The organism is Nocardia sp. NPDC049190 (assembly GCF_040648115.1).
Classification (GTDB): domain Bacteria; phylum Actinomycetota; class Actinomycetes; order Mycobacteriales; family Mycobacteriaceae; genus Nocardia.
This window is the reverse complement of record NZ_JBEZDE010000021.1, coordinates 66,327-86,032: the sequence shown is the minus strand read 5'-3', so window position 1 is coordinate 86,032 and position 19,706 is coordinate 66,327. Positions and strand designations below refer to the sequence as shown.

The window sequence follows — 19,706 nt, the reverse complement described above, 5'->3', positions numbered from 1 at the left end:
TACAAGAAAAATCGGGTCGATATATACGCAGGTCGGAGCGTCGCCGCGACATACCGGACGAGACCGATAACAATGCAGCCCATGACTGTCACGGTCAGCGGGTTGAGAAATCGGCGGGCAGACCGGGATCACAATGCGTCGCCGCAACAAGGTTTTCGGCCCGACATCGAGGGATTGCGAGCGGTCGCGGTACTGGCCGTTATTCTTTTCCACGCGAGTGCACCCGGAGTCGCGGGCGGTTTCGTCGGCGTGGACGTCTTTTTCGTCATTTCCGGCTATCTCATCACCGGAATCCTCTACCGCGAAGCGGCGGCCACCGGCACTGTCGGGCTGGTCCGGTTCTACGGTGCGCGGGCACGGCGGCTGCTGCCCGCCGCGGGCCTGGTACTGGTGACCACCGCGATCGCCACAGCCCTGCTGCTACCACCACTGCAGGCCCGCCGGGTCCTCGGCGACGGGATCGCGAGCGCACTGTATGCCGGGAACTATCGGCTCGCGCTGCACGGCACCGATTACCTCGCCGGTGATGCTCCGGCATCACCATTCCAGCACTTCTGGTCGCTCGGTGTCGAAGAGCAGTTCTATCTGCTGTGGCCTGCGCTGATCATTGCGACAGCCTGGTTCGTGCGGCGGCGCCGAGCCGGCTCGGCCTCGCCACTGCCATACCTGATCGTCCTAGCGGTCGTCGCCGCGATCTCTTTCACGATCGCACTGATCTGGACCGACACGTTGCCGCCGTGGGCGTTCTTCTCATTGCCGGCACGGGCGTGGGAACTGGCCCTCGGCGGCGTGCTGGCACTCTCGGCCGCCGTGTGGTGCCGGATACCGAAATCAGTGGCCGCCCTCGCCGGATGGGGCGGGTTGATCGGGATCGGCGTGGCATGCGTTCACCTGGACGAGAAAGGACCGTATCCCGGCACCGCGGCACTGGCGCCCGTCCTGGGCGCGGCCCTGGTGATCGTATCCGGATGTGTCGCACCACAATTCGGTGTCGGTCGAATGCTGGCCGCGCCTGGGATGCGGGCGGTGGGCAAAGTCTCGTACTCGTGGTATCTCTGGCATTGGCCGGTGTTGGTGCTGGCACCGTATGTACTCGACCACCCGCTCGGCCCGCTCGGCTCACTCGGCGCGGTCGGCATGGCCGGCGGACTCGCGATGCTCACCCGGTGGTTGGTCGAGGATCCGGTTCGCTTCGCCGCTCCGGTGCGGCGTTCGGCCACACTCAGTCTCGCGTGTGGCGGCGCGAGCACCGCGGTCGCCGTGTCCGCCGCGCTGGTCCTGCTCGTACTCGTGCCCACTCCGGTCGGCCACGGCACGGCGGCGCAGACCCTCGCTCTCGCGGTACCCCATGCACCGGCCGCCTCCGCCGCGGACTCTCGTGACGAGGCGATCCGGCAGCTGATGGCACAAACCCACTCCGCGGTAGCGATGTCGGCCGAAATCGGCGCTGTCCCTTCGAATCTCACCCCGTCACTCGCCGACGCGCCCGGCGACAAGGCGGACGTGTTCGTCAACGGGTGTGTGCGGTCTTGGCGCGACGTGGGCCAGGGCGAGTGCGCCTCCGGCGACCCGGACTCGGCCACCACGGTCGCCTTGGTCGGCGACTCCCATGCCGCGATGTGGGATCCGGCGTTGGAACAGATCGCCACCCAGCGACACTGGCGGCTGGAAACCATGGCCAAGGTCACCTGCCCACTGCTCGACTTGCCCATCACCAGCCCCTATCTGGGCCGGAAGTACGCCGAATGTGAGCAATGGCGCGGCCAAGTCCTCGCCCGGCTGGGCATCGAACGCCCGCGGCTGATCGTGGTGAGTATGTCCAGACGCTACGGGGGCGACTTCGGCTTCGTGTCCTATGACCGGGCATGGATCGACAGTCTCAACCGCTTGGTCGCCCAGCTGCGAACGACCGGATCAGCCGTCCTCGTCCTCGGCGGGATTCCCGATCCGCACGCCACGGTGTCGACGTGCCTGTCCGCGCACATCGATGACGCGTCAGCATGCACTCCCACGCGGTCGGAGGCGGTGAACGACGGGGGTATCGCGGCCGAGCGGGCGGCCGCCACCGTCGACGGAGCGCAGTATGCCGACCTGACCTCGCTGTTCTGCACCGAAGCGCGCTGCCCCCTGATAGTCGGAAACAACCTGGTGTACCGCGACGACAACCACCTCACCGTCAGCTACGCTCGGACACTCGCACCGGTCATCGGCATGCTGGCCGACCGCGCGCTCGCCATGACCGAGCCTTAGCGCGGTGCGTCCGGCGTTATCCGCCATCGATCCGGATCAACCCCGCATCACGATGGTGAGTGCGGTGGGACCGGAAGCATCTCCATCGTCTGCCAGCCGTCGCCGGGAACCGTGGCGATGATGAGCTTCGGTGTGTCGACCAGCGCTTGCGGCCATTCTCGCTGAATCTTGCGGATGAGTGGCGAGGCGAGATGGTCTTCGACCCCGGCCTCCCGATGACCTTCCAGCAGAAAGAAGACGCAAGGGTCGTCAACGCTTCGCGACCACCAGCACCACGCGTTGCCCTCCTCGGCACGAGTCGCTTCGGTGAATTCCTCGACCAAGTCCAGCCACCGTGTCGTCCACTCCGGGCGAACCCGAAAGCGGATGGCGATCGTCAGCACGATGCTCCTTCGGCGTTGGCACGGACGAACCAGGTGTCGAGCCGATCGCTGAGCGCAATGGATTCGTCGGCGACGGCGGCGACATATGCGTCCGGCCTGATCAGCAGAAAGCCTGGTTGCGCACGGAGATCGGCCGCGATGTCCGCGTCGTGTACACGCAGCTCCGGTTGGTTGGGGGCGACCGCTACATGACGGATGGTGAAAACGGCGCGCCACGGACCCAATCGCTCGGCCAAGATGGCCGTGTCGATGCCGAGATCGGTGACGACCAGGGTGAGCTTGCCGAGGTCGAGGAGTTCATACAGGCGCGCCGACACCGGTCGGCGATCACCGATGACAACGACCTCGACATCGGGTATTCGGTCGCCGCTGCGCAACCTGCCGACGCGCCCGCCGCCGTGGGCGATCGGGCTGTCGCGATAGTTTGCGCTCACCTCCCCCAGTACGGCGGTCGCCATATTCTGCACTCGGTCGGTGCCCAGGGCGATCGGTGCGATATGGGTGAGCAGGTGGTAGACGATCGGGTTGGTGGAGTTGAACACCTTGGTCGCGGTCTCGGTAGCACGGACCAGTTTGCTGATGACCGGGAGCCGTTCGGTCTGGTAGGTATCCAGCAGCGACGGCTTGGCGTCGCCGGTGCGCACCAACGCGAGTTTCCAGCAGAGATTGATCATGTCCTGGATGCCGGTGTTCATGCCCTGCCCGCCTGCGGGACTGTGCACGTGGGCGGCGTCCCCGCCGAGGAATACGTTGCCGACGCGCAAGGTCGACAAGTGGCGGCTGTTGATGACGAACCAGGAACTCCAGTTCATCTCACGCAACCGAGCCGGCATCGACACAACGCCATCGCAAACGCTCTGCAGGTCCTGCAGTGTCGGTGCGTCGGAATCGCGCGACAGTGTGTCGGGGGCTGTGGCCATGAAGCGACATCGATGCTCGGTGATCGGGAAGATCGCGACGAACCCTTTGGCGGACAGGAAGATCGATATCTCGTCCTTCGGTATGTCACCGTCGAGGTGCAGATCAGCCAGGAGATAGCGCTGTGCCAACGAGGTGCCCGCGAACGGAAGTCCGAGAGCGTGCCGGATGCTGCTGTGCGCGCCGTCGGCACCGATGAGATAGGGCGCATCGAGTATCTCCCGAGCGCCATTGCTGTTCTCGAGCACGGCACGGACCCCGCCGCGCGGGTCGGACTCGTCCTGGGTGAAGGAGACGAGTTCGACACCGCGCTCGACCTCGGCGCCCTGCCGGTGGAGCTGCTCGGTCAGCAGGCGTTCGGTCTCCGACTGCGGCAGCAGGAGAACGGCTTTGAAGCGCCCCGGTATGCGCTCGAACTCGACCGTCGCCAGCTTCCTGCCTCGACCATAGATCGAGGTCGAGGTGCATTGCTTACCTGCCCGCAGCATCGCCTCGCCCACCCCCCGTGGTTGCAGCAATTCCACCGTGCGAGCCTGTACCGCCAGCGCCTTGGACGTGGTCGACGGTGCGGCCGACCGATCGATGATGCGAATATCCACGCCGAGTCTCGACAACTCGACGGCCGCGGTCAGCCCGGTCGGCCCGGCACCGACGATCAGGACGGGACGAGTGAGTCTCGATTGATTCATGGTCAGGCTCCCTGCCGGAAATCAACAGCCGGTGGCTTCGACGGTAGCGCGAGGAGCCGGACCTCGGCTTTCCGCGAGCACGGTCCGACAGTCCACGAGCGGTCCGGTCCGATCCGCTCGGCAACCGTCAAGGCGGTGGACAGCTCCGTCGCCGGGCAATCCATGTCTGCATCAGGAGACGAACTGCTGTCCGCCGTCGATGTCGTACGTCGCGCCGGTGAGTGCCGTATTGCTCATGATGTGGACGGCGAGCGCGGCGACATCGGCCGGCCCGACGACCCGGCCGATCGGTAGCGTTGTCCGTAGTTCATTGCGGCGCTCTTCGAGCCGATCTCCGAGCAGCGATGCCGACAACGGGGTGTCGACGAATCCGGCGGCGATCAGGTTGACCCGAACGGGCGCGAGCTCGAGTGCGAGTGCCGCGGTGAACGGCGGCAGCGCGGCGGTGGCCGCGGAGACGATCCCGAGGCCGTGACCGATGCGCCGCCCGCCTGTGCCGCCCATGAGTAGCAGCGTGCCGCCGGGCCGCATCTTGCCGACGGCATTGCGTGCGACCTCGAGCGCCAGCACCACGTGCCCACTGAGTACCTCACGCACTTGGGCCGAATCCATCTCGAGCAGCGGCCCGTATTTCGGGCCGCCGGCCGTGACCATCACATGGTCGATCTGTTCTGGCAGGTCCTGGAAAAACCGTTGCAGCGAACCCGCGTCATTGGCATCGAACGCCGCGAAGCGCTCAGCGCCCAGCTCCAGCGCCGCGCGCTCGAGCCGGTCGGCATCGCGGCCGGTGAGAATGACCTCGGCACCTTCCGCCCGGGCGCGTCGAGCTGTCTCGAGTCCGATCCCCGCACTGCCGCCGATGACGACGACGGTCTGTCCGACCAGATCCGGTTCGTGTCGGGTGGAAACCGAAGAGGGTGCCCTGGTCATGATTCCTCCGATGAGTGCCAGCGGCTGATCACCGGCCGTCGGCGACGCTTGCGAGTGGAAATCTCACATTGCCCTGTTCATCCTCATCCCGACAGGCGCGCCATCAGCGTGTCCACCGGTCCGACCTGCCGCTGCTCAGGGCAACAGATCGAGGGTCGACCTATGGAATCGATGGTAGGTGCGGTGGACGGTGACCGCCTAGCGAAATAGCCGCGACCTGCGTGTCCCAAACGGGCAGCGAGGAATTTCTGTCGTGGATTCGCGGTGATCCAGGCGAGCGACAGATGCGAAGCCGCCAATGCGGCGGTTGCGCCGGACCGCGACGTGGTGGAAGTGCTGGCTTACGCCCACTTCCACCACGTTGCGGCGAGGCGTCGAGAACCCGACTTCAGTCGTTTACGGCCACGTCGGGAACCTTTTCCGGAGATGCCGCTTTGGACAGCGGATCCGCAATGTCCTCGAGTGCACGGCCTTCGGCGTTCACGCCGAAGAACCAGGCAACCAAGCCACCGAAGACCATGGCCACAGCGCCGATGATGTATCCCACCGTGAGCGGGAAACGGTCGGGGCTCGGGTTGTCGGCGCCTCCCACCAGGTGACCGAAGAGGAACGGTGCGATGACGCCACCCGTGCCCTGGGATATGGCGAAGAAGAACGAGATAGCTTGACCGCGCAGTTCGAGTGGGAAGATCTCACTGACGGTGAGATAGGCCGAGGACGCGCCGGCCGAGGCGAAGAAGAAGATCGCACACCATACGGCGGTCTGCGTGGTGGCGTTGAGCATGCCCGCCGAGAACATCCATGCGGAGATGAACAGCAGCACCCCGGACCCGACATATGTCGCGCAGATCATCTTCCGCCGACCGATGGTGTCGAAGAGCGGGCCGAGTACCAACGGGCCGATCAGATTACCCAAGGCAAACGGGAAGAAATAGTAGCCGGTGTGATCGGACGGCACGTCGTAGAAATTGATCAGTACCAGGCCAACGGTAAAGAAGATCGCGTTGTACAAGAAGGCCTGGGTGGCCATCATCGTGAATCCGAGGAAGGAACGGGATGGATATTGTCCGAAGAATATCCGGGCCATCTGCCGATACGAAAGTCGCACTTCTTCGACGATATCGAGAGCCTTTTTCTCGTCCACCGGGGGCAGTTCGACGCCCTGACTGCGAACCTGCGCTTCGATTTCGTCGACGGTTCGTTCGGCTTCGGCTGCCCGACCATGCGTCAGAAGCCAGCGGGGGCTTTCGGGGATGTGCCGACGCAGGAAGATGATGATGAGCCCGAGCACCGGACCGATGAAGAACCCGACACGCCATCCCCAATGGGCCGGAATGAGGTCCTCATTGAACAGGAACAGGCTGGCTACCGCACCCAACGCCGCCCCACCCCAGTAGGTGCCATTGATCGCGATGTCGACCCGGCCCCGATATTTCGACGGCATGATCTCGTCGATCGCCGAATTGATCGCCGCGTATTCCCCACCGATCCCGGTGCCTGCGATGAATCGGAACAGGTACAGCGACCAACTGTTCCAGGAGAAACCCGCCAATCCGCTGCCGATCAGATAGATCGCCAAGGTCAGGATGAACAGCTTCTTCCGGCCGAGTTTGTCGGTGAGCCGACCGAACACGAGTGCACCGACGACCTGACCGGCCAGGTACCAAGACGCCGTCGCGCCGACCTGACCGCTCGTCAAGTGCAGACTGTCGACGCTCTGCAGGGCGCCACCCATGCTACTGACGATCTGGATCTCGATCCCGTCCAGGATCCAGGACACGCCGAGACCTACCACGATGAGCCAGTGGAATTTCGTCCATGGAAGCCGGTCCATCCGAGCGGGGACCAGACTTCGAATGACTTCAGGTTGCATTGCTGTCAATTTGCGATCACCTCAGTTGTCGAAAATGCTATTTCATCCATGCGCCTATATGGGTCTCGGAAACGACCATATCGATATTCAAGCCCTATTCTTGATCCTCTCCGCTTCGGCCAGATTTTCGCTCGGACGGGTCCATCGAATTACGTGTGGCCGTTCGATTCGACCACGCTGTGGCGCCGCAATCGATACATCTGCGCATGGCATGGCCGGCCAGCTTCGATGGGTGGAGATCTCGAACAGCATCGCCGAGTTCCGATGCGGCGGCGGCCCTTGCCGGCCGGAAGTACTTCACCGAATATTCTCCGACCGCTGCCGCGCCCCCCAGGGCAGCCAGGGACTCGGGCTCAGAGAATCCCGCCACTCCAGCGGGCGCGTCGCACGTATTCCCGCTTCGGGTGCGCCGCCCCATCCCGGCGGTCTCGATCGGGGCAGCTTCGCCCCGGTCCAGGCACCACCTCGGCAGGACTCGCGGCGCCACCAGGCTCGGTCCATACGGACCTACCCCGGACTCGAGTCGCGACACGCGCACTGATATCGCCTCTCACCGGTGCTGTGGGACCGAGGTTGCGTTCGGGTTACATGGACGTTGGCTCGCTGTGAATTGTGCCACCGTTTGACGGCACGATACAAGTGTGTCGAGCAGTAACATCTACACCGAGAGCGGGTCGACGGAAGGGCACGAGATCCGTGAGCGTGCGAACTGCCGAACTCGACCGACTTGTGATGAAAGGTCATGTGGCGTAGGGATGCCCCGCAATCCGTCGGAGACGGGCGCCGACACTCGTCGCGCCCGTGCGCGAGGTGATCGAGGGGGAGCGGCCCCATCCCGTCGACGTTGCCGCTGGTGCGCGGACCGAGGAATGCTGCTCGGCGCCTCGAGGCCGAGCGGGAGACCGATACTCGACCGCGACAGTATGTGGTCCGGCGTGGTGGTGCGGCTCCTTGAGCCGCCGCTACGAGATCTCCGCCGCTGAGCACCATCTCCGTGCAACTACGGGTTGGTGCGGCGGCCGGCGGATGGACCGCGGGCCGTTACAGGCCCGTTGCCACACCGAGTTCCGTTGCCAGCGCGCGGCCGTCCTCGTCGGCGAGTGCCGCGGCCCGCAGACGTGCCAAACGTCCGACCGCGTCCGGTTTTCCGGCGAGTTCCTCGGCCGCGCGCATGAGTTCGGCGAAGCTGTCGCTGCCATGCTCGTACGTCGCGCCGTAGCCCTTCAACACCCGCTGACATTCGACGATTTCGCACGCCAGGTCCGCGTCGGCCGCGGCGACGGACAACGCCCTGGCCATCCACTCCTCGATGGCCGCCTGTTCCCGCACGAACCGCAGCGAGCGTGGGCGCAGCGGGCGCATGCGCGCCATGACCGACAGCGCCGTGTTACCGGTGATCGAGCTGGTGTTGACGATCATGCCCTTGTGCGTCACCTTGCGCACCAGGCGTTGGAATGCGGTCGAGCGGCGCAGTGTCGCGCCGAGCCAGGTCGGCAGGGTATCGGTGATCTCGTCGATTTGCGGGTGCAGGTACTCGCGAACCTGGATGAGCTGATCGGGCTCGGCGCGCGCCTCCGCACGGATACGAGACATACGATGCTGTCGGATCTTCTGCTGCGCGACCTGGATTGTGTCCTGATAGCACATCCAGAGGGCGAGGTGCCGGGCGCCCTCGGTGGTCAGCCGGGCCGCACCGTCGGCGTCCGGGTCGACGACGGCGAACTTCCGGACCCGCGCCAAGTACCGCCGCGCGTACGCCGGATTCTGGTACACCGCGGTCCGAACCAGGCCGTGCAAAATCATCGACCGCGCCGCGGCGGGCAGGTCGGCGACGTCGGCGGCGAGCGGTCGAAGTTTCCGGCCGACGAGGGCGCCCGGATCGGTGGCCGCGATGTCGTTGCGGCGCTTCTCCTCTCGCGCTTTGCGCTCCTGCGCCGACAGCGGCCTCGGCGTGAGGGTGAGTTCCACCGGCTGGGATGTGCGCGGGGTATCGGACGGGCGTGCGGCGGCGAAGCCGTCGGCGAACGCCTTCAGCGACTGGTCGACACCTTTGCCGAAGTCACGGATGGGCTGCTCGAACTGCTCCCTGGTGAAGGGCAGCGCACCCGATCCGGCCAGTGCTCCGAACAGTGCCGCACTGATCACGCTGCGCGCATCCTCGGCCATCGCCATGAACTCGGCGGAGATCAACCGCTTCGATCCGGTGCGGGCAGCAGAAAGCAACGCCTCGTTGTCGACCCGGCCGTCGCCGAGCGCCATACGCTCGGTGATCGAATACACCCGGTGTGTCGACGTGATCAGGGTGGTCCGGTCCGGTGTGGCGAAGCCGCGCTGGACAGCGCGCCCGGCCTCCATCAGCTCCGAGGCGATGACGACATCCACCTCACCCGGTGTGGGGAACACGCTGAGAACGGGCTCGGCACGCCGGTCGCCGGCGGCCGTGCCGGATTCGGACTCGAACGGCGCCGGGGGGAAGAGTTCGACGTAGTACACCGTGGAACCGGTGCGCTGGGCGACACCGGGCACCGATGTGGTCTGCGCGAAGTAGCCGGCCCGCTCCGCGACGGCCACGACCCAGTCGGCGAGGACGCCGCCACCCTCGCCGCCCATCGCCAGGATCGCCAGTGTCAGTGGGCGTTGCCCGTCATACCAGCTCGACATCACAGACCTCCAACTCGGCCGCGCGCCGTTCGATTCCCCGCACGAGCAGTCCGATCCACCAGGTGCGCAGTCGCGCCAGCAGGCGGTCCCTGCGGGTGGGGTTGTAGACCACATCGGTGCGATAGAACGACGGGCACAGCACGGCAGCGTGCGCGTTCGCGCCGCAAACCCCGCAGCCGACGCAGCTGTCCAGCACGGTCGCGATGGGGTCGGTGCGCATCGGGTCGGGGTTGTCGCTGATGGTCAGTGACGGGCAACCGGAGACGCGGATACAGGCGTGGTCACCGGTGCAGGTCTCGGGATCGACGCCGAAGCGTTCCCGGACGACCCGTTTACCGTCCTCGAGTGCCTTCGCGCGCTTCGTCTTCTCCCGACGTTGCGCGTTGAGCTGGCACTCACTCTGCATCACCAGGACCTTGGGCCCCGGTTCGTCGGTGGTGAGCGCCTCGATGAAGGTGTCCCGGACTGTAGTGACGTCATAGGTGTGGTCGATCGTCTTGGCCCACTTCACCCCGATCGCGCGGACCGCCTTCTCGATCGGGTGCCTGGTAGACCTCATGGGGAGGTCGGCGTGCGAGGACAGAATGTCCTGCCCGCCGGTGGCCGCGGCATAGTCGTTGTCCACGACAACCGTCAACTGGTCGTTCTTGTTGAACACCGCATTGCCGATTCCGCTGGTCAGCCCGTTGTGCCAGAAGCCGCCATCGCCCATCACCGCGATCGTTCTCCGGTCGGCGCCGGTTGAGTTCAGCGCGGCCGCGCCGGCCGACCCGAGTCCGTAACCCATGGTTGTGGCGCCCAGGTTGAACGGTTCGTTGATCGCGAAGAGGTGACAGCCGATATCCGCGCTGATGTGGTGCTGACCGGTTTCGCGTTCGGCAAGCTTGAGCCCGGCGAAGATCGGCCGTTCCGGACAGCCGGTACACAGGCCGGGTGGGCGCGGCTGCACGATCTGTGGCTCGACTCGGGTGGCGAACGGGCTGGTCGGATCGTCGACCGGGCGCAGGAGTGCGGGTTCGGCGGTGATGACCTCCGGCAGGTACTCGCCGAGAAAGGCGTGCAGTCCTCGGGTGACGACCAGGGAGGTGTATTCGCCCCCAGCAGCCAGCAAGTCCTTGCCGTGCAATGCGGTTCGCACATCCGCGCGGCGCAGGATGGTGTTGATGTTCTGCTCGATGTAGTCGGGCTGGCCCTCCTCGACCAAGAGCACGGCGCGCTTGTCCCGGCAGAAGTCGATGACCTCGGAGTCGATCACCGGGTAGGCCACGTTCATCACGTACATGGGCACCTGCGTGCGGCCGAACGCATCCGAGCAGCCGAGCAACTCCATCGACCGGTTGACCGTGTTGTAGAGGCCGCCCTGCACGATGATTCCGACATCAGCGAGATCGTTGCCGAACACCTCGTTGAGCTTGCGCTCGGTGATGTACTTCACCGCCGCCGGCCAGCGGTCTTCGATCTTTTCCCGCTCATGCTGGAAACTGGCCGGCGGCAGGACGATGCGGCTGACATCCCGCGTGGGCCGCTGCGCCGCCTCGGTCACTGTCATCGGCGGCCGCTGGTTGTCCTTGGCCTCGAAACCGCCGTGCAGGTGGCATGAGCGTAACCGCAGTAGCAGGAAGACCGGGGTGTTGCTGGCTTCGGAGAGTTCGAATCCGGCCTCGACCGCATCGACGATCGCCGCGACGTTGGGCCGCGGATCCAGCAACCACATCTGGGATTTCATGGCGAACGCGTGCGAACGTTCCTGCATGATGCTGGAGCCCTCGCCGTAGTCCTCACCGAGGATCACCAGCGCACCACCCGTCACGCCGCCGCTCGACAGGTTGGCCAGCGCGTCGGCGGCCACATTCGTACCGACCGTCGACTTGAAGGTGATCGCGCCGCGCAGCGGGTAGTGCACCGACGCGGCCAGCATCGCCGCCGCCGTGGCCTCGGAGGCACTGTTCTCGAAATAGACGCCGAGTTCGTCGAGGACTTCCTTGGCGTCGCCGAGCACATCCATCAGATGGGAGATCGGGGCGCCCTGGTAGCCGCCGACGTAGGCGACTCCCGACTGCAGCAGCGCCTTGGTGACCGCCAGAATGCCCTCGACATGCAAGGTGCTCCCTGCGCCCTGCCGTAGCTTGCCGACCTCGTTGGCGAATGACCGTTCGGCCATGGTTGTCCTCCTTGCGGTGGCTTATTTCTCGATCTGGCCGAGCACGCGCGCTGGGCTACCGGGAACTGCCGACGATCGGCAGCGCAGGCACCCGCGTCGGTACCAACGGTCGCGACGCCGAACCCGGTCGGCGACAACTGCTCGACAGGCCACGTCGCGCAGTCGACGGACACCGAAGTGCGACCTTCGTTGTCCTCAGGCGCGCCGGTATCCCTCGAGGATCGAGTCGTCGACGTCCGGCAGGTTGACGACGATATTGTCGGGCGTGCGGCAGGTCAGCCACACCAACTTCTCGGTGGTGCTCATATTCACTTCGACGTGCGGCATGAACGGCGGCACGAACACGAAGTCGCCTTCGCTCATGTCGACGTATTCCTCGTAGTTCTCGCCGAAGTAGATTCGTGCTACCCCGGTGAGCACGTAGCCGCCGGTCTCCGCCTCGCCGTGGTGGTGCGGCAGCGACCGGTAGCCGGGATCGTTGGTCACCTTGCCGTACCAGATCCTGGTGGCCGGCGTGTGCTGCGGGCTGACGCCCGATATCCGGACGGCGCCGCCGGACTGGGCGGTTCCGGTGTCTTCCTGTCCGGCCCGGGTGACGATGGGAACCACGCGGGTGTTGGCGACGTCGGTCATCGGGTTTCCTTTCCGTTCCGCTCTGCGGAGTCGATCTCGGTGCGATGCGGGGTGATGTGATTGCGGAGTAAGCCGATTCCTTCGATCTCTGTCTCCACCACGTCACCTGCGCGCAGGAACCGGGGCGGGTCGGCGGCGATGCCGACGCCCCCCGGCGTTCCGGTCAGCACGACGTCACCAGGTCGGAGCGTGGTGAATTCGGAGATGTAGGACAGCAGAACTGCTGGAGCGAAGACGAGGTCATCGGTGGATCCGACCTGTTCGATCTCGCCGTTGACCCGGCAGGTGATGCGCAGACCGGCGCTGGGATCGATCTCGTCGGGCGTGACCAGATCCGGACCGAGCGGCGTGGTCGCGTCGAAGGCCTTGCCCTGCAACCACTGCGAGGTCCGGCGCTGCCAGCCGCGCACGGAGAAGTCGTTGGCGACGGTGTACCCGGCGATGCCCGCCGACGCGGTCTCGGGATCGGCATCCCTGAGCACCGCTCCGACGACCACCGCGAGTTCGGCTTCCCAGTCGAGCCGGACGGCGTCGGCCGGGCCCGGAAGAGCGATGTCGGCGTCCCAGGCGGTGAGGGTGTCCGCGAATTTCGCGAAGAGGGTGGGGAATTGCGGGCTCGACGCGCCCATCTCGGCGATGTGGGCCCGATAGTTGTGGCCGCAGCACACGATCTTGGTCGGCGCGGTCACCAAGGGCGCGGAGCGTCCCTCGCTCGCGGGCTGGCGGTCCGCGAGTGTCGGCCCGGACCGCCAGTTCGGTGCGGTGAGCAGTGTGCCGACATCACGAGCAATGGTCGCGCGCCACCTCCCGTCGATCTGTACTTCGGCGCGACTGCCACCGTCGTCGGAAAGAACTGTGCGCAAACGCATCGCTGGTGCACTCCAGGGGTCGATCAGGAGCACGTAATATAGCGCTCAATTGACGGCAGTCAGGATATCACCATATCCTGCTCGGACCAACCCTTCGAAGAATCAACTCGCCCTGTGCGGGTCCGCTCGAGAAAGAGGCGCCATGACCGTTGCACGGATCAACCCGCCCACCTTGGCGAAGCCTTCGGGATTCGCGCATGCCACGCGCTATCGCGACATCGTTCACCTGGCCGGTCAGACAGCCCTCACGCCCGAGGGGAAGATCGTCGAAGGTGGACTGCTCGCACAGTTCCGTCAGGCGTTGTCCAACGTGCTCACCGCGCTACAGGCAGCCGGCGGAACGCCCGAGAACCTACTCAGCGTTACGATCTACCTGGTGGACATTCCGGAGTATCAGGCCAACGGCAAGGAGATCGGCCGTATCTGGCGTGAGCTGGCCGGTACCGAATATCCGGCGATGGCCGGCATCGGCGTCACGTCGCTGTGGCAGCCCGAGGCGCTGGTCGAGATCCAAGCCGTAGCCGCGTTGACCACCGCGTCGGACTGAACCGGTCCAGGTTCCGGCGCGGCAGCCGAGTCGGGTCGCAACCGTTGTCGGGCGACCAGGTCGGCGAGCGCGTGACCGGGATCGATACGGCGCAGCGCGGCCGCGCCGCCGGCCATCGGATGTCGGCCCGAGACGCCGCGCCAGGGCCGCAGATGCCCGTATCAACGGAATATGTCCGCCAACCTCAATACTGCGCCCTACCCCTGACATCCCGGACTAATCCGAGGAAGCGACATCCCGACCATGCGACGGTCGTCGACAAATTGCGATGCCAATGGGAGCCTTCCCTGGTTCCACAGCTCCGAAAGGGCTGACCCTATGCTCACACCTTCCGCCCACACGGATACCTTTTGCCGGGACAATCTCCCGCCCGCCACAGATTGGCCCGAGTTCGTCTTCGACCTGCCCGGGTTGCACTATCCGGACCGGCTCAACTGCGCGACCGCCCTGCTCGATTCCACGGTGGCCACCTACGGACGGGAACAGCCTTGCCTGTACACCGCCGAGGAAACATGGACCTACGGCGACCTGCTCGACCGCGCCAACCAGATCGCGCACGTGCTCACCGGCGACTACGGCCTGGTTCCCGGTAATCGGGTGCTGCTGCGCGCCCCGAACAGCGCGTGGCTGATCGCCTGCTGGTTCGGGGTAGTGAAAGCGGGCGGAGTGGTGGTGACAACCATGCCGCTGCTGCGTGCACCCGAGTTGACGAAGCTGATCGAGTTGACGCGCCCCGTGCTCGCACTCTGCGACAGCCGGTTACTAGACGAATTGTCCACCGCAGATCCCGCACTGCCGGTGGTTCCGGTCGGCGGACCGACCACCGACGACCTCACCGCCCGCGCCGCGACCAAACCCGCATCGTTCACCGATGTCGAGACCGCCGCCGACGATGTCGTACTCCTCGCGCCGACCTCCGGCACAACGGGCGTTCCCAAGGCGACAATGCATTTTCACCGCGACGTGCTCGCCAATGCCGACACGTTCTCGGAGCATGTGGTGGCGCCGCGGCGCGACGACGTCTTCATCGGAACTCCCCCGCTGGCGTTCACCTTCGGTCTCGGTGGGCTGATGGTCTTCCCGTTCCGCGTCGGAGCATCGGTGGTGCTACCCGAGAAGACCGACCCGGACACGCTCGTCGACGCTATCGAGAAGTTCGCGGTCACCATGCTCTTCACCGCGCCGACCACCTACAAGGCGCTGCTCAAACGTGATGACCTCGGAAGGGTGAAGTCCCTGCGCCGCTGTGTCTCGGCGGGTGAACACCTCCCGGAGGTCGTGTACACGAACTTCCACGAGCGCACCGGCCTGCGGATCATCAACGGGATCGGTGGCACCGAGTTGCTGCATGTCTTCATCTCCGCTGCGGACGACGACATCCGGCCCGGTTCCACCGGCCGAGTGGTTCCCGGCTACCGAGCCGAGATCCAGGATGAGCAGGGACATCCGGTCCCGGATGGCACACCCGGGCTGCTGGCGGTCAAGGGACCGACCGGATGCCGGTACCTCGCGGATCCGCGTCAGCGCGACTACGTCCGCAACGGCTGGAACATGACCGGGGACAGCTACACCCGTGATGCCGACGGATACTTCTGGTATCACTCGCGCAGCGACGACATGATCGTCTCGGCCGGATACAACATCGGCGCCCCGGAAGTCGAGGCCGTCCTCGACCAACACCCGGACGTAGTCGAAAGTGGCGTTATCGGGATACCGGATGCCGATCGCGGCATGATCGTGCATGCCGCGATCGTGCTGCGGCCCGGCGTGCTCCCCGATCCGGACAAGGCACGCGAATTACAGGGCTTCTTCAAAGCCACCGCGGCACCCTACAAGTATCCCCGCAGCATCGAGTTCGTCGACAGCCTGCCGCGCAATCCGAGCGGCAAGGTACAGCGGTTCAAGATCCGCGACCGCTGGAGCGGCACGCGATGACCCGGGTTGTAATCGAACGCCTGGTCGACTGGCAGGACACCGACGCGGCTGGACATTATCACCACAGCACCGTTATTCGCTGGGTCGAGGCCGCGGAGGCCGCGCTGCTGAACCGCTTCGGCCTCCAGTGGCTCTTCGGTCAGATCCCTCGGGTTCGCTACGAGGTCGACTATGTCGACCGGTTGTGGTTCGGCGACACCGCGTCGATCGAATTGACCGTGGGCAAATTAGGCACTTCATCGGTGCGGTACGACTTCGTCGTCACCAGAATTCCGGCTGCGGGACAGGCTGAGTCGAGCCCCGCGACAATCGCGGCGCGGGGCACTCTGACGGCAGTCCATGCACCCGACCCCACCGCCGGTGCCCAACCATGGCCGACGAATGTCGCTACCGCGCTCCAGGAAACGTGGACGCCGCACACCGGATGAAAGACCGGTGCTCACCCGACCGAAATTCGACCGAATTCCATCCCACAAGCGTGAGGCTCCCATGCGCATCGCAGTAATCGGCGGAGGACCCGCGGGTCTGTATTTCTCCGCCCTCATGAAACAGCTCGACCCCACCCACGACATCACGATCTGGGAGCGCAATGCGCCCGGCGACACCTTCGGGTTCGGTGTCGTGTTCTCCGACGAGACACTCGGCGGCATCGAACACGCCGATGAGCACATCTACCGGACGATGGCCGACCAGTTCGCCCGCTGGAGCGACATCGACATCCACTTCCGCGGTGCGGTCCGCACCTCCGGCGGCCAAGGCTTCGCGGCGATGAGCCGCAAGGAACTGCTGCACATACTTCAGCAGCGATGCGCCGATCTCGGTGTCACGATCCATTTCCGTACGGCCGCACCGGATGTCGAGGATCTCGCGGCCACGCATGATCTCGTACTCGCCGCTGATGGAATCAATTCCGCGGTGCGCGCGCGCTTCAGTGAGGTCTTCGGTCCGAATGTGGATCCCCGGCCCAACAAATACATGTGGCTGGGCATCGATCGGGTGTCGGAGGCGTTCGAGTTCTTCGTCAAGCACACCCCGTACGGGATCATGCAGGTCCATGCGTACCCGTTCAGCGCGGGCCAGAGCACGTTCATCGTCGAGATGCACGAATCGGTGTGGCGCAGCGCAGGTCTGCACGATTTCGCCGACCGCGACTATGCCCCCGGGGAGAGCGACGAGAAGTCGATCGCGCTACTGGCGGAGATCTTCGCCGATGAACTGGACGGGCACACGCTGCACGCCAACAATTCCAAATGGATCAACTTCACCACCGTCCGTAACGAAACCTGGCGGCACGGCAACATCGTGCTGATCGGAGACGCGGCGCACACGGCACACTTCTCCATCGGGTCGGGCACCAAACTGGCCATGGAGGACGCGCTCGCGCTCGTCGCGTGCCTGCACGAAAACCAGTCCGTCGCCGCCGGACTCGAAGCCTATGAAACCGAGCGTCGACCGGTTGTCGAATCGGTGCAGCGCGCGGCACAGGCCAGCCTGGAATGGTTCGAATCCATCGCCCAGTACACCGATCAACACCCCGACCAATTCGCCTTCAACCTCCTCACCCGCAGCCGCCGGATCACCTACGACAACCTGAGACTGCGCGACGACAATTTCGTCGACGCGATCGACGGATGGTACCTGTCGGCGCAAGCCGCCGATGTCGAGTCCGCTCGCCCGCCGATGTTCTATCCGCTACGGCTCAAAGATGTCGAATTACCCAACCGCATCCTGGTCTCGCCGATGGACATGTATTCCGCAGTCGACGGGGTGCCGACGGATTTCCACCTCGTTCACCTGGGCAGCAAGGCGCTCGGCGGCGCGGGCCTGGTGATGACCGAAATGGTGTGCGTATCGGCCGAAGGCCGCATCACGCTGGGATGCGCTGGTCTCTACACCGAGGAGCAGGAGCAGTCCTGGGCCCGCATCGTCGATTTCGTCCATACCACGACACGCTCGAAGATCGGTGTGCAGCTGGGGCACTCCGGTCGTAAGGGCGCCACCAAACTGATGTGGGAAGGTATCGATGAGCCCTTGGAGACCGGTGAGTGGGAGACCGTGGCTCCATCGGCCATTCCATACGGACCCGACAGCCGCACGCCCCGTGAGATCACGGTCGCCGAGCTGGACGAGATTACTACGCAATTCGTCGAATCGGCCAGGGCAGCAGCGCGCGCCGGTTTCGATCTGCTCGAATTACACTGCGCCCACGGGTATCTGCTGTCGTCGTTCCTGTCGCCGCTGACCAACCAGCGCACGGATGAGTTCGGCGGGTCGCTGCAGAACCGGTTGCGTTTCCCGCTGCGAGTCTTCGACGCGATCAAACAGGTCTGGCCCGCGGACCGACCTCTGTCGGTGCGTATTTCGGCCATGGACTGGGCGGCCGGTGGCAACACGATCGACGACGCCGTCGAGATCGCGCGCGCCTTCGCCGAACACGGCGTGGACGTCTTGCACGTGTCGTCCGGGCAGGTGGTCAAGCACGAGAAGCCCGCCTACGGCCGGAGTTATCAGACGCCGTTCGCGGACCGGATCCGGCAGGAGATCGGCGTGCGGCACGGCATCGCGGTTGTCGCCGTCGGTGCGATCTCCTCCTACGACGACGTCAACTCGGTGCTGTTGGCCGGGCGCGCCGACCTGGTCGCCATCGGCCGCGGGCACCTGTGGGATCCGCAGTGGACGCTGCACGCGGCGGTGGAGCAGGGCTACCGCGGCGAGGCCGCCGAGTGGCCGCTCGCCTTCCGCGCCGGTAACCGGAAGCCGCCGACCGGCCGCACCGACGGCCCGCCGCCGCGCCTTCAGCTGGTGCGCGACACCGCCCACCCGAGCGCGCCGAGCCAGCGGTGGCAGCCGAGGAAAGCCGTCGCCAGCCGCTGAATCGAACCGAGAACCGCTGAGGGGCCGCCCGAATCGCCGTCGCGAAGTGGCCCCCAGCGGTTCGGCCACGGCCGCAGGAGTTCTACGTGCGCTTCCCATGGATCACGGCGAGGGCGTGTTGCTGCGCGAGCGAATTCAGTGCCTCGTTCAGCTGGTCGAACAGCGCGCCCGCGGCCTCCCCGTTCCAGGCCGGTGGCAGCAGCGTCAGCGGGATACCGGGATCGCGGTAAGGGAGCCGTCGCCATTGGGTGAGCATCGGAACGTAGATCTGGAACGCCTCCAGCGGTGTCATCCGGCCGGCCGTCGTCTGGTAGAGCACCGGGCGGTAGGTCGTCAAGAAGTCCGCGTACAACGCGGTGAGTTCGTCCAGGTCCCACCACATGTGGATTTTCGAGCGTAGATCGCCGAAGGCGATGTGCTGGCCGGTGAACATGTCCACGTAGGTGGACAGGCCGAGTCGTTCCAGTGTGTGCCGCGCCTCCCGGGCCAGGTTCCCCGGTGCCACCCAGACGCCGGGGGCGGCCGTCCCGAAGCCGAGGCGCGTCAGGCTCGACCGCAGCGCGTGCCGCTTGTCGCGCTCGGACTCCGGGACCGAGAAGACCGCCACCACCCAGCCGTCCTCCTCTGTTGCGCGGGCACGGTGGAAGATGCGCACGTCGCCTTCGGCGAGCACCTCTAATGTCGGGTCGGACAGCGAGTAGCCGGCGGCGCCGGCGTGGCGCCCGCTGGTGAGCACGCCGCGGCGCTTCAGTCGGGAGATCGACGATCGCACGGCCTGCCCCTCCGACCCGAGGTCGGCCATCAGCGCCACGAGAGAGGCCACCGAGAGCCAATTGCCTTCTGCCCGTGCGCACACGCCGAACAGCGTGATGATCAACTGAGCGAGGCGAGTGTCCCGGCCGACCTGCGACGCTGCGAGCTCTGTCGTCATATTTGCACCATACGTCACGCTAGTCGTCCCGAGGAAAGGCCACTCATCGGCC

Annotated in this window: 14 protein-coding genes; 5 read left to right on the top strand and 9 right to left on the bottom strand. The window is 65.5% G+C overall.

The window, feature by feature from the left end:
- Positions 1-81 precede the first annotated feature (81 nt).
- Positions 82-2,250, top strand: coding sequence for an acyltransferase family protein (locus AB0B25_RS19420; RefSeq protein WP_357181125.1), 2,169 nt, complete (start codon positions 82-84; stop codon positions 2,248-2,250).
- Positions 2,251-2,297: 47 nt separating this feature from the next.
- Here AB0B25_RS19420 and AB0B25_RS19415 read toward each other — a convergent pair whose 3' ends face one another.
- From AB0B25_RS19415 to AB0B25_RS19380, 8 genes are all read right to left on the bottom strand, one after another.
- A complete protein-coding gene (locus AB0B25_RS19415) occupies positions 2,298-2,633 on the bottom strand; it encodes a putative quinol monooxygenase (RefSeq protein WP_357181122.1) in 336 nt (111 codons plus the stop codon).
- Complete coding sequence (locus AB0B25_RS19410) at positions 2,627-4,240, bottom strand: FAD-dependent monooxygenase (RefSeq protein WP_357181120.1); 1,614 nt, start codon at positions 4,238-4,240, stop codon at positions 2,627-2,629. Before AB0B25_RS19410 ends, AB0B25_RS19415 begins: the two co-directional genes overlap by 7 nt.
- Before the next feature lie 171 nt (positions 4,241-4,411).
- Positions 4,412-5,170 carry an SDR family oxidoreductase gene (locus AB0B25_RS19405; RefSeq protein ID WP_357181117.1) on the bottom strand — a complete coding sequence of 253 codons (759 nt, stop codon included), beginning with the start codon at positions 5,168-5,170 and terminating at the stop codon, positions 4,412-4,414.
- Positions 5,171-5,558: 388 nt separating this feature from the next.
- Positions 5,559-7,043, bottom strand: coding sequence for an MFS transporter (locus tag AB0B25_RS19400; protein ID WP_357181115.1), 1,485 nt, complete (start codon positions 7,041-7,043; stop codon positions 5,559-5,561).
- Positions 7,044-8,084: 1,041 nt separating this feature from the next.
- Positions 8,085-9,704, bottom strand: a complete 1,620-nt coding sequence (locus AB0B25_RS19395) for an indolepyruvate oxidoreductase subunit beta family protein (protein WP_357181112.1) — start codon at positions 9,702-9,704, stop codon at positions 8,085-8,087.
- On the bottom strand, positions 9,688-11,865 hold the full coding sequence (locus AB0B25_RS19390) for an indolepyruvate ferredoxin oxidoreductase subunit alpha (RefSeq protein WP_357181109.1): 2,178 nt from the start codon (positions 11,863-11,865) through the stop codon (positions 9,688-9,690). Before AB0B25_RS19390 ends, AB0B25_RS19395 begins: the two co-directional genes overlap by 17 nt.
- Before the next feature lie 195 nt (positions 11,866-12,060).
- On the bottom strand, positions 12,061-12,498 hold the full coding sequence (locus tag AB0B25_RS19385) for a cupin domain-containing protein (protein ID WP_357074574.1): 438 nt from the start codon (positions 12,496-12,498) through the stop codon (positions 12,061-12,063).
- Entirely contained in the window at positions 12,495-13,367 is an 873-nt protein-coding gene (locus AB0B25_RS19380) for a fumarylacetoacetate hydrolase family protein (RefSeq protein ID WP_357181106.1), read from the bottom strand. The genes AB0B25_RS19385 and AB0B25_RS19380 overlap by 4 nt, the downstream gene beginning before the upstream one ends.
- A 142-nt stretch (positions 13,368-13,509) precedes the next feature.
- Here AB0B25_RS19380 and AB0B25_RS19375 point away from each other — a divergent pair, with 142 nt between their 5' ends.
- From AB0B25_RS19375 to AB0B25_RS19360, 4 genes are all read left to right on the top strand, one after another.
- The gene (locus AB0B25_RS19375; protein ID WP_357181103.1) at positions 13,510-13,914 is read left to right on the top strand and encodes a RidA family protein; all 405 of its coding nucleotides are present in this window, start codon (positions 13,510-13,512) and stop codon (positions 13,912-13,914) included.
- Between the two features lie 318 nt (positions 13,915-14,232).
- Positions 14,233-15,849, top strand: coding sequence for an AMP-binding protein (locus AB0B25_RS19370; protein WP_357181100.1), 1,617 nt, complete (start codon positions 14,233-14,235; stop codon positions 15,847-15,849).
- Positions 15,846-16,277, top strand: a complete 432-nt coding sequence (locus AB0B25_RS19365) for an acyl-CoA thioesterase (RefSeq protein WP_357181097.1) — start codon at positions 15,846-15,848, stop codon at positions 16,275-16,277. Before AB0B25_RS19370 ends, AB0B25_RS19365 begins: the two co-directional genes overlap by 4 nt.
- A gap of 61 nt (positions 16,278-16,338) precedes the next feature.
- Positions 16,339-18,723, top strand: a complete 2,385-nt coding sequence (locus AB0B25_RS19360) for a bifunctional salicylyl-CoA 5-hydroxylase/oxidoreductase (RefSeq protein WP_357181094.1) — start codon at positions 16,339-16,341, stop codon at positions 18,721-18,723.
- Between the two features lie 82 nt (positions 18,724-18,805).
- On the opposite strand, the gene AB0B25_RS19355 is transcribed toward AB0B25_RS19360, so the two are convergent.
- Positions 18,806-19,654, bottom strand: coding sequence for a PaaX family transcriptional regulator C-terminal domain-containing protein (locus tag AB0B25_RS19355; RefSeq protein ID WP_357181091.1), 849 nt, complete (start codon positions 19,652-19,654; stop codon positions 18,806-18,808).
- Positions 19,655-19,706 lie beyond the last annotated feature (52 nt).